Genomic DNA, 14,025 nt, shown 5'->3' with positions numbered 1-14,025 from the left:
AACCCCCTTACTCAAACCGAGCAGTGACCGTTCCTATGCCTTGATAGCGAACGCTAATGTTGTCTCCAGCTTCCACCGCAATTGCCGCTGTGATTCCGCCGGTCATAATAAAAGTACCGGCCGGAATGTGTTCACCGCGCTCAGCCAGTAGGTTAGCAAGCATGGCAACGCTAGACGCCGGATGGCCCAGCACCGCAGCACCAGCGCCCACGTCTACCACTTCACCGTTCTTTTCCACCACCACTCCTAGGGTTTTAAGGTCTAGATCGGCCAAGTTCGCCATAGTGCCGCCAGTTATGAAACGGCTGGAAGAGGCGTTGTCAGCCACCACACTCACCAAGTCGAACTTGAAGTTCTCGTAGCGAGAATCGATCACTTCCACCGCCGGGATCACGAAGTCTGTGGCCGCCAACACGTCCCCGATATGGCAGCCCGGTCCATGTAGTGGCTCTTTAGTCACAAAGGCGATCTCGGCTTCGATCTTGGGATGAATCAGTTCCTTAGTATTGACCACACCACCATCCGGCACGCTGAAGTAGTCAGCCAGGAAACCATAGATGGGGGTTTCAACGCCCATCTGGGCCATCTTGGCCCAAGAGGTAAGGCCCATCTTCATGCCAACAATTTTGTTGCCGCGGGCTTCTTTACGACGACGGATTTCCCACTGCACGTCGTAGGCGTCTTCAAAGGTCATGTCCGGATAATCATTGGTGACCTTGGTGATATCGCGGGCGTTCAATTCGGCGTTTTCTACGTGCTCGGCCAGGGCCAGCACCTGGTCATTGTTTAGTGTCTTACTCATGCTTTTTGCTCCTCTTGCGCCTTCAGCAGATCCAGCGCCACGTCCACGATCATGTCTTCCTGGCCACCCACCATCCGGCGTTTGCCCAATTCAACGAGAATATCCACAGTCTTCAGGCCATACTTCTGCGCCGCCACTTCGGAATGGCGCAGGAAGCTGGAGTACACCCCGGCATAGCCCAGCGCCAGGGTTTCACGGTCTACCCGTACCGGGCGATCCTGCAGCGGGCGCACGATATCGTCGGCGGCATCCATCAACGCTCGCACATCGGTGCCATGCGCCCACCCCATCTTGTCGAAGGCGGCAATGCAGACTTCCAGCGGCGCATTACCGGCGCCCGCACCCATGCCGGAGAGGCTGGCGTCGATGCGGTCACAGCCTTCTTCCACTGCCACGATGGAGTTGGCCACACCCAGCGCCAGGTTGTGGTGGGCGTGGATACCAGTCTGGGTTTCCGGTTTGAGAACGTCTTTCAGGGCACGGAAGCGGTCCCGGATGTCGTTCATGTTCATGGCACCGCCGGAGTCCACCACGTACAGGCAGGTCGCGCCGTAGTCTTCCATCAGCTTGGCTTGCTCGGCCAGGCCCTGCGGAGTTTGCATGTGACTCATCATCAAAAAGCCCACGGTGTCCATCCCCAGCTTGCGGGCGTGTTCGATGTGCTGTCTGGAGACATCCGCCTCAGTGCAGTGAGTCGCGACACGCACGATGCGGGCACCGGCGCTGTAGGCGTTGTCCAAATCGTGGACGGTGCCAATGCCGGGCAGCAGCAAGGTGGCGATCTGTGAGTGTTCCACCACTTCGGCCACCGCTTCGATCCACTCCAGGTCGGTGTGGGCACCAAAGCCGTAGTTGAAGCTGGAGCCTTGCAGGCCGTCGCCGTGGGCAACTTCGATGGAGTCCACCTTGGCCTTGTCCAGAGCGCGGGCGATGTCCTGCACGTTCTTGATGCTGTACTGATGACGAATGGCGTGGCTGCCGTCTCGCAGGGTCACGTCGGAGATGTAGAGTTTTTTACCGGGATTAAAGGTCATGGTTCGGTCCTCCTCAGTTGACCAACGATTCGGCGATGCGCTCGGCGGTACCGAGGGCGGCGGAGGTCATGATGTCCAGGTTGCCGGCGTAGGCCGGCAGGTAATGGGCAGCGCCTTCCACTTCCAGGAAGATGGAGGTTTTCAGGCCACTGAAGCGGCCCAGGCCCGGCACGTTCATGGGCTGGTCTTCAGGAATTACGTCGAACTGGACTTTCTGCTTGAGGCGGTAGCCCGGTACGTAGGAGGACACAGCTTGCACCATTTCTTCAACGGAGGCTTCCACTTCCGCCTGGTCAGCCGCGTCAGACAACACGTAAACGGTATCGCGCATCAGCAAGGGCGGCTCGGCCGGGTTTAGAATGATGATGGCCTTGCCCTTCTGGGCCCCACCGACCACTTCGATGGCCTTGGAGGTGGTTTCGGTGAACTCGTCGATGTTGGCGCGGGTGCCCGGGCCGGCAGACTTACTGGAAATCGATGCCACAATTTCGGCGTAGTGCACCTTGGCCACGCGAGACACGGCGGCCACCATCGGGATGGTGGCCTGGCCACCGCAGGTGACCATGTTCACGTTACCTTCGCTCAGGTTCTGCTCCAGGTTCACCACCGGCACGCAGTAGGGGCCAATGGCCGCGGGGGTCAGGTCGACAATCTTGATGTTTTCTTTGTGGCCACGCAGAAACACTTCGTTGTGCATGTGCGCGCCGGCAGAGGTGGCGTCAAATACGATGTCGATGTCGGCAAATTCCGGCATCTTCACCAGGCCGTCCACGCCTTCGTGGGTGGTGGCCACGCCCATGCGCTGGGCACGGGCCAGGCCGTCGGATTCCGGGTCGATACCGACCATGGCGCCCATTTCGATGTGCTTGCCGTTACGCAAAATCTTGATCATCAGGTCGGTACCGATGTTGCCCGAGCCGATGATGGCGGCTTTGATTTTCTTGTTCATAATCTTGTCCTCATTTGGTCCGGGTCAGACAAAGCGCACAGATGCGCTGCCAAGCCCGCCAATATCCACACGCATGGTGTCACCGGCTTTCACCGGCTCCAGCGGTACCAAGGAGCCTGACAGGATGACTTCACCTGCTTTCAGGGGAATACCAAACTCGCCCAGGGTGTTGGCTAGCCAGGCCACGCAGTTGACCGGGGAGCTCAGTGCAGCTGCGCCGGCACCCGTGCTGATGATGGAACCGTTCTTTTCCACCACCATGCCGCAAGTCACCAGGTCAACATCCCGAGGGGAGACCGCGTTGTCACCCAGCACAAACAAACCGCAGGAAGCGTTATCAGCGATGGTGTCCTGAATGGCGATCTTCCAGTCCTGAATGCGTGAATCGACGATCTCGAAACACGGCATTACGCATTCGGTGGCCGCCAGCACGTCGGCATTGGTCACGCCGGGGCCGGCCAGGTCTTTCTTCAGGATGAAGGCAATCTCTCCCTCAGCCCTTGGCGCAATCAGCCGGTCGCTGATGGGCACGGCTTCTCCACTGTTAAACACCATGTCGTCGGTCAGGTAACCGAAATCGGGCTGGTGTACATTCAGCATGTTCATCACCGCCTTGCTGGTGACGCCGATCTTTTTGCCAATTACCCGGGCACCGGCTTGCTGCCGGCGCTCAAGCATGCGCAGGGAGATGTGGTAGGCATCCTCGATGCTGATGTCTTCGCCACGGCTGGTCAGCGGGGAGACTGCTTCCCGCTTGACCATGGCTTCGTAGAGTTCGTCGCCGAACTGCTGGATTTTTTGCTTATCCATTATTTGTCTCCGGCAGCGGCTTGATCCGCTTCGTTCAGGAAATCGTCAACCAGACGGGCAAACCGTGAGGCGTGTTCAATCTGTGTCCAGTGACCGCAGCGGCCGAACACATGCAACTGGGCACGATCAATCAGTTCAGCCAACTTATATGAGGCTTCCAGGGGAATCACTTCGTCTTCGCGACCGTGGATAATCAGGGTTTCGTGCTGAAGGGCACGGATGTCATCCTCGTTGCTTGCCAGGTTGTCGACCCAGCGCTGGCGCGGGGCCGGAAACATGGCGGCAAAGGATTCCTGAAAGCCGGGGCGAACGCTTGCCTGGTAACGCATTTCTGCCAGTTCGTCGGTCAACAGCCCCTTGTTGAAGGCAAATACATCCATCAACCGGCGCATGGTTTCCAGCGAGGGCTGGTAACCCCAGACTTCATCCAGGCCTTTGGTGATCGGAAAGCTGACCCCGGCAGAGCCCATCAGCACCAGACGGCGAACGCGCTCTGGATGCTCGATGGCCAACGACAATGCCAGACCACCCCCGAAGGAGTTGCCCACCAGATCGACCTGATCAAGCCCCAGCTCGTCCATAACACCGATGGCGTGTTTTACCCAACGCTCACGGTTATAGATCTTGTCTTCCGGGCGCTCGCTGTAACCAAAGCCGAGCATGTCTGGCGCAACCACACGGCGGTGTTTGGCCAGCTCGGGAATCACCAGGCGCCAGTTGGCCCAGGCGGTTACCCCGGGGCCGGAACCGTGAATCATCATCAAGGGGAAACCACCTTCGCCGTGATCGTGCACATTGGTCCGGTAGCCGGCCGCGGTGATCTCACGCCCGATTTCAGGTCTGTCTACAGGTACGTTCATGGCTACCTCACAGTTTGATACAGATGTTTTTGGTTTCAGTGTAGAACTCCAGACCATGCACGCCGCCCTCACGACCAATCCCTGATTGTTTGGCGCCGCCGAAGGATGTGCGCAGATCACGCAGGAACCAGGAGTTCACCCACGCCAGACCAACTTCCATCTGTTCCGCCACGCGGAGAGCCCGGGCAGAATTTTCTGTCCAGATGGCGCAGGCAAGACCGTAGCTGGTGTCATTGGCCAACTCGATGGCTTCTTCTTCGGTGTCGAACGGACGGATGTGACAGCACGGACCAAAAATTTCCTCGCGGATAACACGGGCGTCTTCAGGCAGGCCGGTCCAGATGGTCGGTTCAATCCAGGCGCCATCGTTCAGCTCTGCGCCCATGTCGGGAATGCCACCACCAATCTCGACGGTTGCACCCTCTTCGCGAGCCAAGTCGTAATAGCTTTTAACTTTGTCACGATGCTCCAAGCTGACCAGCGGCCCGAAATTCGCATCGGGATCTTCTGGTCGGCCCAGTTTCAGCTTGGCCACCTCTTCTTTCATACGGGCGAGAAACTGGTCAAATATCGAACGCTCCACATAGACCCGCTCGGTGCCCAAACAAACCTGACCACAGTTGACAAACGCGGAGCGCATCGTGCCCTCCACGGCTTTTTCGAGATCGCAGTCGGCGAACACAAGGCCAGGGTTTTTTCCGCCGCACTCCATGGAAACATTACGAAGGCCCACTGCGGCGGCTTTCATAATGATCTCACCGGTACGGGTTTCACCGGTGAAGGTGATCGCATCCACTAATGGATGAGACGTCAGGAAAGCACCCGCAGAGTCAGGGCCAAAACCGTGCACCACATTAAACACACCTGGTGGCACACCACACTCGTTCATGACCTCACCCAGCAAAGTGGCCGTAGCAGGTGTTTCTTCCGACGGTTTAACAACAACCGTGTTACCACAGGCCAGCGCAGGGCCCACCTTGAAGGTCATCAACAACAGGGGAAGGTTCCATGGAGACACCACGGCAATAACGCCTTTTGGCGTCCGATGGCCTACGTTTACAGCGCCCGTGCCATCCGGGGTATCCATTCGGAAGCCTTCAGTCGGATGATTCATACTGTCAGCAAATTCTTTAAAGTTGGCTGCGCCACGGGGGATGTCGATATGGCTGGCCATTGAGCGCGGTTTGCCCGTGTCCAGGCACTCTGCGGCCAGGAATTCGTCGAAACGCTCATTAATGCGGTCTGCGATCTTGTTCAACATGGCGGCACGCTGGTTTTGGGTCAGCTTGCTCCACGGGCCCTTAAGCGCGGCTTTAGCGGCACGAACGGCAGCATCGACTTCCGCCTCACCGGCCTCGTGAACCTGGCCGATCAGGCTATTGTCCACGGGCGATCGATTTTCAAATGTTTTGCCACTGGCCGAAGCCACGTACTCGCCGTTAATAAAATGTTTGAACTCTTTCATGGCTGCCTAGTCCTGTTAAATTGAATCACGTTCGGCCTGTTCCTAATCAGGTCAACACGGTCAGGAAGCGTTCGTTCAGCACGCGATCGTGGTAGAAAATCGCCTTACCGAGGTCTTCTGCCTTCCAGGTAATGGGTTTGTGATCCGGATAGTGATAGTCGCCGCCACAGAACACTTCGTTGCGGTTTCCGGACGGGTCAAAGAAATAGATGGTCTGGCCGTGGGTCAGCCCGTGACGGGTTGGGCCGATATCAATCGAGGTATCGGTCATGGAGATCAGATCGGCAGACCGCAGCACAGCTTCCCAGGTATCCAGGAAGAAGGAGGCGTGATGAAACTTGCCTTTCTCTTCGTGGTGGATGAAGGCCACATCGTGTTCCTTCATGGAGACGGTCAGGAACTGCGCTACGCGAGTGCCTTCGGGGTCCAGAACCTGTTCCGCCAAGTAAAAGCCCAGCACGTTGACGAAGATGTCATACACGGCGGCCAATTCCGGGCCGTAGAACAAGACATGATCAAAACGCACCGCCTTCATGCCCTGCAGGCCGCGAGGCCAGGCTTCCGGATTAACGCTGGACACACCCCACTTTCCGGTATATTTCTTATCAGCATAAAGTTCAAAGGCATGACCGGAGGGCACAGTGAAGCGAACGCGGCGACCGCAATCTTTCAACTCTTCCGCCGGTACTTGCTCAACCTCAACACCGTAATCGACAAGGTCTTTTTCAAGCTGGTTCAGGGCAGCTTCGTCCACCACCTTGAAGCCCATAAAGTCACAGCCCGGCTCATCGGCTTCGCGCAGAACCACAGAGAACTTGTCCACTTCGCTCCAGGCCTTCAGATAAACACGCCCCTGGTCGTCACGATCGGTTTCGATCAAACCCAACAGGTCTGTGTAGTGTTTGACGGCTTCGCCCATATCGAGAACCCGGATCTGAACGTGGCCGGGACGCATTACACCTTTTTTCATGACAGTTACCTCAACGTTTTTGTTGTTGTTTGCTTCGCAAGTGCCGCCTCCGGCAGAAGCACACACTCGATGGTCAAGTCGGTCAGCGGGTAGATCCGGCAAGCCAGGACCTCCCCTTTTTCAACGGCTTCTGGAGGGGCATGCACCTTGCTCATCTTGCCGCACTCGAAATCGCCCTCCAGAACCCGGATCTTGCAAAAGCCGCAGCCACCACCCCGGCAGCCCACGGGCACGCACTTCATACCCAGCTGTTCCATAGCCTTGAGCACGCTCTGGCCTTCCTGGCAGATAATGTGGTCACCCGTTGTGCGGTTGAACACCTGGAACTCGGCCATACCGCCTCCCGGTCAGATCTTCTTGAACAGGGCTGAACGCTGAGTGTCTTCCGCACCGTCGGCCGCTGTCAGGAATTTCTCCATGAAAATGTCCCGCTCGAACAACCGGCCTTGCATCAGGGCGGTGATCGCTGCATCGATCATCGGAGGCGGTCCACATAGGTAGGCTTTGTTGCCGGCAAATCGGCCATCAAAGTGTGCCTTGGCAGCTTCGTGCACATAGCCCTGGAATCCGCTCCAGTCGGCATCACCGTCGGACTGGCTCAACGCAGGTACATAGGTGAAATTGTCGTGGTCACGATCCAGTGCTTCAAACAGTTCGCGGTTGTAGAGCTCTGCGAGGTTGCGGGCGCCCTGGAACAACACGATCTTGCGTTCGTCGTTCTGCTCCAGCAGGTCGAGAATCATCGATTGCGGACTGGAAAGCCCTGAACCACCCGCGATGAAGATCAGATCACCAGGCTGGGAACTGCGCACAAAGAACTGCCCATAGGGGCCGGACAGGTTCAGTTCATCGCCTGCTTTCAGCTGCTCGTGGATGTAGGTGGTTGCAGCGCCCCCTTCAACCAGGCGAATGTGCAGCTCCACTTCATCGGGCTTGCCTGGCGGGTTAGCGAGTGAGAACGCGCGGGCACCCTCAACTCCGGGCACTTCGATGTTGATGTACTGGCCGGCCTGGAAGGTCATCGGGCGGTCCAGTTTCAGGTGCAGACCCTTGATGGTGGGCGACAGGTCAACAATATCCGTTACTGTCGCTACGTAATCCTCCACCGGGTAGCCCTCGAAGTCCGGGTCGACATCGATATCGGCTTCGATGGTCACGTCGCTTTCCACTGTGGCGCAGCAGGCCAGCACCTTGCCTTCGCCTCGCTCCACGTCCATCAGGGCAAACGGTGAGGCGTCGCCAATCTCGACGTCGCCCTCAAGCACCTGCACCTTGCAGGTAGCACAGGTGCCGTGACCGCATGCAAACGGCAACCAGACGCCCTGGCGGAGCGCCGCCGCGAGGATGGTCTGGCCTTCCTCCACTTCGATCTGCTCGCCAATGGGTTCGATAGTTACGGTATGGCTCATAGCACTACCCTCAGTATCCGACGCCAGCCATGCCTTTGAGGTCAGGTGTTGTGACCGTCAGCATGCTTTTGTGATCAATGCCGTTATCTATCAGGCTGGCATCCGCATCCGGGGTAAACGGCTCATCGTTCAACAGCCATTCGGCATTCAGGAAATCCGCCTTGCTAGAATCCGGGTGCGCCGCAGTTGCCGGCTTGAGAATTTCTTCAATCACGGCACGGAAGGTCATGTCCGGCTGCACCAACAACGCAAACGGCGCGCAGAACATCAGGTGATCAGGCCAGTAGACATACAACAGCTGCATGCCGTTAAAGTTCTCGACCTTGTCTTTGGGCTCGAATTTGTAGTCGTATAAAGCGTTTACACTCATGATGGTCACCTTGTTGTTTTTGTGGGTGGTTCGCCCGGCGCCAGTGGCTACCGGGCGACTCCCGGGTCAGTATCAGGCGGCGTCCTGGTTCTCATCAGCAGGCTTTTCGCCCTTGATGGACATCCAGCGCTTGTGGTCCGGCGAACCGAGGTACTCGAAATTGTCCTCGCCGATGTTGATGTGGTAGTACTTCTGCACCACGGTCTCGACATCTGCGCCTTCGCAGTTACCCTGATAGATCTGATGCACCGGCAGCCAGGCCTGCACGTATTTTTCCGGCTCGTGCTTGAAGATGTCGCAGCAGGCTTCGGAGCAGAAATGGTAACGCTCGCCTTCATGAACCAACTGACGATGGCTCAACTTGGTAGGCGCGCCCATTTCGGTGAACAGGTTCGGTACCTGGCACACCTGGCACAGTTGCGGCAGGGTGTTGTTGTAGAAGCGACGGCCAGCGGCGGCCTCTTTCGCCAGGTACTCGTAGCGCGGACGGTAGTACTTGTCGAAAGTGTCCGGGTACTTTTCAGACATCCAATCCATTTCTTCCTTCTCTGGAACCCAGGTATGGAAGTTGGTGGCATGGCTATACTGGTAGAAAGTGGTCCACAGCTGGTGGCTCAGGTGATGTTTGGCATCGTTGGCCACGTCCTGATATTTGGGAGGACGAATGCCATAACGCTCAAGATCTTTGAACAGCGCGCCACCGTTCTGCTCGTAGTACACCTCCCAAGCCTCAGACCAGGACATGACTTTGTTCGGCAGCATGTAGTCCATCATCATGCTGACCAGGCTGAGCAGGCGGAAACCACGCCAAAACCACTTGTCGATCCAGCGCTGAATGATGGGGACATTGTCTTCGTGTTGCTCGAGGATGAACTTGATCACCTCAAGGCCCAAGGTCATGTGGCGTGCTTCGTCTGACTGGGCAGAGAAGCCGAAGGTCACGGTGGCCATGTCGCCGTTGTATGCGGCGCCCGACATAAACGGAACGAACAAGAGGTTAGTCAGCACATACTCGAACGAGAACGAAATGGCGGTCAGGAATTCGAACGGACCAGCGGTGCGGGCATCGTCAAAGAACGACTTGGGCACCGACAGGAACCACACCCGGTCGTGCATGTGCGCAGCATCATGCAGGCCGTTAAAGTGCTTGTTGTAATGACTCATGGCGTGTTGCTGGGTCTGCGAATGACGCAACTCGTCAATCGACTGCATCTGACAAGCCACCCGCGCACCAGTACCACTGAACTGACGACCTGCCTTGGCATATCCCTGGAAGGCCCCATGTTCCAACGGAGATACGCCACTGAGGAACAGCTTCAGGGCGTTGACGTAGCGAGCGTCTGAAATGTTCTGGTGGCCATTATTCTGGGCAAACGCATCAAAAATGGCGTACAGCTTCTTCTCTTTTTCCGCCTGATACTTCCAGTAAGAATCCATGGTCAGACGGAATGGGTCTTCCCACTGAGACCAATCGGTAATCTTGATACCTTCAAAGTCCTCGTCCGGAAAAATGTCTTCTTTTTTCTGGTAGGTAGGCTCCCAACCCATGTCGCGGGTCAGATACTGGTATTTGTCTTTGAGATTCAATTTCTTGTTTTGAACAGCCATGATGATTCTCCCAATTATTTCCACTCAAGAATAAAATGGTCATCGTCCTCATCGACATTGCCGCCGATGCTGATGACATTTACGAGCATTTCCTGAACATCCCAATCGCGCCCCAGCTTTTCTTCCATCGTTTCCCGATTCATCACCAGGCGCTTCTCAGCCTGGATCCGGATCATCGCAGGATGGTGCTGTATTTCCGCATGAGGGTTATCGTCCATAACCGCTTCGGCGAGATAGCGAGAGTCGTCGTTGTCCTGAAATACAATGAATACCAACTGGCTCATGCTGAGACTCCCCTACTCTGCAGTCCGAATTTCTTCAGGCGGGTAGAAAGCTCCGCCCGGGCTTCATCCAGAGCGTCAATACCCACCGAGGCTTCTGCCAGTGGTTGGAGAGCGCTATAGACCTGCGGCTCCCACTGATCGATCCACGTCTGGAGCAGTTTGCAATTGGCTTCGCTCTCACCGGCGACGGCTTTGATCATGGCGTTGGTCCAGCGAAGGGATTCTTTGTACCAGTCGCGCATGAACTCGGTGAGCATGGAAACGTCTTCCGCACCCTGAGTCGCAAGCCAGGCATCCATCTTGTGGTACACCAGGGTGTACATCAGTCCATCCAACAGAATGTTCTGAACCAGGGTCAGTTCGAACCAGTCATCAACGACCAGGGTGTCCTCCACGAGTTTACGCATGGGCTGCCACAGCTCGTCATCCATCCAGTATCCTTTGGACTCGTCCAGTCCCTTACCGGTACTACCGTCAATCATCAGAGCAATGCGAGACAGGTACTGACCAATGCCCAGACGATCCATCGCGGCGTAGATGTGCATCTGGGAAACGGTGGTGGCTACAGCGTCACCCGCGATCTTGCTGTTGTTCATGTTGGCGCCCAGTTCAACATGACGAAGAGGCACCAGCAGGCGCAGCAGTTGCTTCTGAGTCTCTTCCGGCAGGCGCGTCAACAAGTTGCGCTTGTCGCAAAAACCAAAGCTGGTCTCGGCTGACTCCTGCATTTTGGCCCGGTTGCCTACGTAGGCGCCGTAGTAGAACTGGCGGGGATCGGACACCGCGTACCAGTCGTCCATGCGGATGGCGGTTCGGCGATCATCATTGAGCTCGTATCGGGAATCCCATTGGGGGCGATAGTGGAAGTTGGTTTTCGCCTCCAGGTCGTAGCTCGCTTCCTGATAGCGAGTTGCCGGCTTGTCGCCAAACCGGCGCGCAATATGGCTGTAGGTGTGACGAATGGGCTCCACCGAGGTGGTTTTGATTTCGATACTCATATCAACCTTTCCGTTTTGTTTTTGTGGATCAGATTGTGGGTGTTGCTAGTATTCAGTAACGTTGGCCGCGCTCTCCGAAGCGCCACTTCATCATGTCCTCGTCGATCTCGCGGATCATTTCCGAATCCATGTGGACTACGTTGTTGTGCTTGCAGAAAATTTCGAAGGCTTCTTTGGGTAGCACCAGTTCAACGAACAGCTCCGGATGACCAATGGCAAAGTCAAATTCCACGAATTTGTCACCGGGCTGACTGCGGACTCGGATATAGCGAGCCATTTCGTCAAAGGTTTTCGCTTCAGATGCGTTAGTCATGAATTGCCCCGTTTGTGTTTGTGGTCGGCTAATGAAGCATGAGCAACGCCTATGCCAGCTTTATCCAACGCTAGAACAAAAAGATTACAAGCCATTGCTTTTAAACAATTTATTTTTAACTTATTGCGCGGAATGAACAATGAGGGACACAACGAAGACCTGATTGAGGCTCTGGCATTATTTACCAAATAATGAAAACCGACTGGCATTTAAGCAAATGATCGAGGGATGAGCAGTCTCAATTTCAAGGACACTTTTTTACCATTTGGTTGATTTTTGACATTGATCAGGTGTTAGATAGCTAACCTGAGAGCTCATTCTGAGCCACTCCCCGCCCACAATAACTAAAAGGGGTCTCCAGCCATGGCTGTTAGTTATAAACCTCAGCTTCATTACTCTGATTTCAAAGATCTGACGGAGCAGATTCACTTTCACAGCACCGAAGGAAAAATTTGGTTTGGAGAGCAACGCATGCTGCTCATGAACCTGACCTCACTCGCCGCCTTTCGACGCGAAATTGTGAATAGCATGGGAATAGAACGAGCCAAGGGTTTTTTCTTAAGACTTGGCTACCTTTCTGGCCTAAAAGATGCCGAACTAGCCAGAAAGCTGAGGCCGCATTGCAGTGAAATCGATATTTTTCTAGCGGGGCCTCAACTTCACTCCCTTAAAGGTATGGTAAAAGTCGTTCCGCTCGAGATAGACCTTGATCAAGAAACTGGCGATTTCTACGGTCGCTTCGAATGGATTGACTCTTGGGAAGTAGAAATCTGCCAAACTGAACTAGGACAGATGAATGAGCCCGCATGCTGGGTTCTTCTGGGTTATGCATGCGCATACACGTCGTCCTTTATGGGCAGGGAAATCATCTTTAGAGAAGTCAGTTGTCGTGGTTGTGGAGACGAAACCTGCATGATCGAGGGGAAGCCTGCAGAGCAATGGCACGATGCTGCGGAATTTTCACGCTACTTCAAAGCCGACCCCATCATTGAGGAGCTCTACGATCTGCAGGAGCAACTCACATCTCTTCGCAGTACGCTGCAACGTCAACAGGGGCAGTATTACGGCATAGGTCAGTCCTCCTCCTACAACAAGGTTTGCAAAATGATCGACAAGGCAGCACAGGGCAAGGTCTCCGTGCTGTTGCTTGGCGAGACAGGCGTCGGAAAAGAAGTTATTGCGAAAAGCGTGCATCTGAGAAGCGAAAGGGCAGATGGACCTTTTGTTGCCGTGAATTGCGCCGCTATCCCACCAGATCTAATAGAGGCGGAGCTCTTTGGCGTTGAAAAAGGAGCCTACACGGGCGCCAATCAATCGCGGGAGGGGCGATTCGAGCGGGCAGATGGAGGAACAATATTTCTGGACGAAGTTATTGAGCTCACCCCAAGAGCACAAGCCACGCTACTCAGAGTGCTGCAGGAGGGGGAACTGGAACGCGTAGGTGACAACCGTACCCGAAAGGTAAACGTGCGCGTAATTGCAGCAACTAACGAAAGCCTCGAGAAAGCCGTCGACGACAGTCGTTTTCGAGCAGACCTCTTTTATCGATTGAACGTCTTCCCTGTGAATATTCCACCGCTACGGGAGAGACTGGAGGACCTGCCATTACTTGCCAGTCACTTTTTAGCGAAGTTTCACGCTCAGTATGAAAAAAAGACGCTAGGCCTCTCAGACAAAGCCCTTGAACTTTGCATGCAATACCACTGGCCCGGAAACATCCGAGAACTGGAGAACGTGATTGAACGCGGAGTTATTCTTACCGACAACAATGAAAGCATTAGCCAAGACGCACTCTTCGTAACGCCTCCGCCGGTTGCAGAACAGACCCCAGCTGAGCATATCGACGTTCAAGGCAATATGAGAGCAGCTGGCGCCCACAGCACCGGCAGCTGGTCGGACTATATTATTGAAGAGGGAATCAGCCTCGATCAGGTTGAAGAAACTCTGATGAAACAGGCGATGGAGCAAGCTAATCAGAACGTCTCCAAGGCAGCCCGTTTGCTGGGACTGACGAGACCAGCTCTGGCCTACCGTCTCAAGAAATCAGGCATCCATACGGAGAGTTGAGAAAATTTTGATCAGCTCAATTGGCGATAAGGACTTCGCCTCTCCAACCACCTAATCAAATAAGCAATACGTTTTTTGACTTAATC

Annotated in this window: 15 protein-coding genes; 1 reads left to right on the top strand and 14 read right to left on the bottom strand. The window is 55.3% G+C overall.

Annotated features, from left to right (window positions below; all coding sequences use genetic code 11):
• Nucleotides 1-7 precede the first annotated feature (7 nt).
• From dmpH to DOQ08_RS02345, 14 genes are all read right to left on the bottom strand, one after another.
• Entirely contained in the window at nucleotides 8-802 is a 795-nt protein-coding gene (gene dmpH, locus DOQ08_RS02410) for a 2-oxo-3-hexenedioate decarboxylase (protein WP_114333296.1), read from the bottom strand.
• Nucleotides 799-1,836, bottom strand: a complete 1,038-nt coding sequence (gene dmpG, locus DOQ08_RS02405) for a 4-hydroxy-2-oxovalerate aldolase (RefSeq protein ID WP_114333295.1) — start codon at nucleotides 1,834-1,836, stop codon at nucleotides 799-801. Before dmpG ends, dmpH begins: the two co-directional genes overlap by 4 nt.
• 13 nt (nucleotides 1,837-1,849) lie before the next feature.
• Nucleotides 1,850-2,785 carry an acetaldehyde dehydrogenase (acetylating) gene (locus DOQ08_RS02400; protein ID WP_114333294.1) on the bottom strand — a complete coding sequence of 312 codons (936 nt, stop codon included), beginning with the start codon at nucleotides 2,783-2,785 and terminating at the stop codon, nucleotides 1,850-1,852.
• A gap of 24 nt (nucleotides 2,786-2,809) precedes the next feature.
• A complete protein-coding gene (gene dmpE / locus DOQ08_RS02395; protein ID WP_114333293.1) occupies nucleotides 2,810-3,595 on the bottom strand; it encodes a 2-oxopent-4-enoate hydratase in 786 nt (261 codons plus the stop codon).
• A complete protein-coding gene (locus DOQ08_RS02390) occupies nucleotides 3,595-4,455 on the bottom strand; it encodes an alpha/beta fold hydrolase (RefSeq protein ID WP_114333292.1) in 861 nt (286 codons plus the stop codon). The genes dmpE and DOQ08_RS02390 overlap by 1 nt, the downstream gene beginning before the upstream one ends.
• A gap of 7 nt (nucleotides 4,456-4,462) precedes the next feature.
• The gene (locus DOQ08_RS02385; protein ID WP_036202313.1) at nucleotides 4,463-5,920 is read right to left on the bottom strand and encodes a 2-hydroxymuconic semialdehyde dehydrogenase; all 1,458 of its coding nucleotides are present in this window, start codon (nucleotides 5,918-5,920) and stop codon (nucleotides 4,463-4,465) included.
• A 46-nt stretch (nucleotides 5,921-5,966) separates the two neighbouring features.
• Entirely contained in the window at nucleotides 5,967-6,890 is a 924-nt protein-coding gene (locus DOQ08_RS02380; protein ID WP_094624503.1) for a catechol 2,3-dioxygenase, read from the bottom strand.
• Nucleotides 6,891-6,895: 5 nt separating this feature from the next.
• Nucleotides 6,896-7,225 carry a 2Fe-2S iron-sulfur cluster binding domain-containing protein gene (locus DOQ08_RS02375; RefSeq protein ID WP_114333291.1) on the bottom strand — a complete coding sequence of 110 codons (330 nt, stop codon included), beginning with the start codon at nucleotides 7,223-7,225 and terminating at the stop codon, nucleotides 6,896-6,898.
• A 12-nt stretch (nucleotides 7,226-7,237) separates the two neighbouring features.
• Nucleotides 7,238-8,299: an NADH:ubiquinone reductase (Na(+)-transporting) subunit F gene (locus tag DOQ08_RS02370; RefSeq protein WP_114333290.1), complete on the bottom strand. Its 1,062-nt coding sequence runs from the start codon at nucleotides 8,297-8,299 to the stop codon at nucleotides 7,238-7,240.
• A gap of 10 nt (nucleotides 8,300-8,309) precedes the next feature.
• Nucleotides 8,310-8,669 carry a phenol hydroxylase subunit P4 gene (locus tag DOQ08_RS02365; protein ID WP_114333289.1) on the bottom strand — a complete coding sequence of 120 codons (360 nt, stop codon included), beginning with the start codon at nucleotides 8,667-8,669 and terminating at the stop codon, nucleotides 8,310-8,312.
• Between the two features lie 72 nt (nucleotides 8,670-8,741).
• Nucleotides 8,742-10,277, bottom strand: a complete 1,536-nt coding sequence (locus DOQ08_RS02360; RefSeq protein WP_114333288.1) for an aromatic/alkene/methane monooxygenase hydroxylase/oxygenase subunit alpha — start codon at nucleotides 10,275-10,277, stop codon at nucleotides 8,742-8,744.
• 14 nt (nucleotides 10,278-10,291) lie between these two features.
• Nucleotides 10,292-10,561, bottom strand: a complete 270-nt coding sequence (locus tag DOQ08_RS02355) for an MmoB/DmpM family protein (protein WP_114333287.1) — start codon at nucleotides 10,559-10,561, stop codon at nucleotides 10,292-10,294.
• Nucleotides 10,558-11,559 (bottom strand): aromatic/alkene monooxygenase hydroxylase subunit beta, encoded by a 1,002-nt coding sequence (locus DOQ08_RS02350; protein WP_114333286.1) that lies wholly within the window; start codon nucleotides 11,557-11,559, stop codon nucleotides 10,558-10,560. The genes DOQ08_RS02355 and DOQ08_RS02350 overlap by 4 nt, the downstream gene beginning before the upstream one ends.
• A gap of 52 nt (nucleotides 11,560-11,611) precedes the next feature.
• Nucleotides 11,612-11,872: a phenol hydroxylase subunit gene (locus DOQ08_RS02345; protein ID WP_114333285.1), complete on the bottom strand. Its 261-nt coding sequence runs from the start codon at nucleotides 11,870-11,872 to the stop codon at nucleotides 11,612-11,614.
• Between the two features lie 363 nt (nucleotides 11,873-12,235).
• Between DOQ08_RS02345 and DOQ08_RS02340 the strand changes: the two genes are divergently transcribed.
• Nucleotides 12,236-13,939, top strand: a complete 1,704-nt coding sequence (locus DOQ08_RS02340; RefSeq protein WP_114333284.1) for a sigma-54-dependent Fis family transcriptional regulator — start codon at nucleotides 12,236-12,238, stop codon at nucleotides 13,937-13,939.
• The last annotated feature ends 86 nt before the right edge of the window (nucleotides 13,940-14,025 follow it).

This window comes from Marinobacter litoralis, assembly GCF_003336705.1.
Classification (GTDB): Bacteria; Pseudomonadota; Gammaproteobacteria; order Pseudomonadales; family Oleiphilaceae; genus Marinobacter; species Marinobacter litoralis.
Note: the sequence above shows the minus strand (reverse complement) of the source record. Positions and strands in the feature narration are given on the sequence as shown.

What these genes read in the sequence shown, in the direction of transcription:
- DOQ08_RS02390 (WP_114333292.1), bottom strand. Translation starts at nt 4,455, where the DNA reads ATGAACGTACCTGTAGACAGACCTGAAATCGGGCGTGAGATCACCGCG.
- DOQ08_RS02365 (WP_114333289.1), bottom strand. Translation starts at nt 8,669, where the DNA reads ATGAGTGTAAACGCTTTATACGACTACAAATTCGAGCCCAAAGACAAG.
- dmpG (WP_114333295.1), bottom strand. Translation starts at nt 1,836, where the DNA reads ATGACCTTTAATCCCGGTAAAAAACTCTACATCTCCGACGTGACCCTG.
- DOQ08_RS02400 (WP_114333294.1), bottom strand. Translation starts at nt 2,785, where the DNA reads ATGAACAAGAAAATCAAAGCCGCCATCATCGGCTCGGGCAACATCGGT.
- DOQ08_RS02340 (WP_114333284.1), top strand. Translation starts at nt 12,236, where the DNA reads ATGGCTGTTAGTTATAAACCTCAGCTTCATTACTCTGATTTCAAAGAT.
- DOQ08_RS02350 (WP_114333286.1), bottom strand. Translation starts at nt 11,559, where the DNA reads ATGAGTATCGAAATCAAAACCACCTCGGTGGAGCCCATTCGTCACACC.
- DOQ08_RS02375 (WP_114333291.1), bottom strand. Translation starts at nt 7,225, where the DNA reads ATGGCCGAGTTCCAGGTGTTCAACCGCACAACGGGTGACCACATTATC.
- DOQ08_RS02380 (WP_094624503.1), bottom strand. Translation starts at nt 6,890, where the DNA reads ATGAAAAAAGGTGTAATGCGTCCCGGCCACGTTCAGATCCGGGTTCTC.
- DOQ08_RS02360 (WP_114333288.1), bottom strand. Translation starts at nt 10,277, where the DNA reads ATGGCTGTTCAAAACAAGAAATTGAATCTCAAAGACAAATACCAGTAT.
- dmpH (WP_114333296.1), bottom strand. Translation starts at nt 802, where the DNA reads ATGAGTAAGACACTAAACAATGACCAGGTGCTGGCCCTGGCCGAGCAC.
- DOQ08_RS02370 (WP_114333290.1), bottom strand. Translation starts at nt 8,299, where the DNA reads ATGAGCCATACCGTAACTATCGAACCCATTGGCGAGCAGATCGAAGTG.
- DOQ08_RS02355 (WP_114333287.1), bottom strand. Translation starts at nt 10,561, where the DNA reads ATGAGCCAGTTGGTATTCATTGTATTTCAGGACAACGACGACTCTCGC.
- DOQ08_RS02345 (WP_114333285.1), bottom strand. Translation starts at nt 11,872, where the DNA reads ATGACTAACGCATCTGAAGCGAAAACCTTTGACGAAATGGCTCGCTAT.
- DOQ08_RS02385 (WP_036202313.1), bottom strand. Translation starts at nt 5,920, where the DNA reads ATGAAAGAGTTCAAACATTTTATTAACGGCGAGTACGTGGCTTCGGCC.
- dmpE (WP_114333293.1), bottom strand. Translation starts at nt 3,595, where the DNA reads ATGGATAAGCAAAAAATCCAGCAGTTCGGCGACGAACTCTACGAAGCC.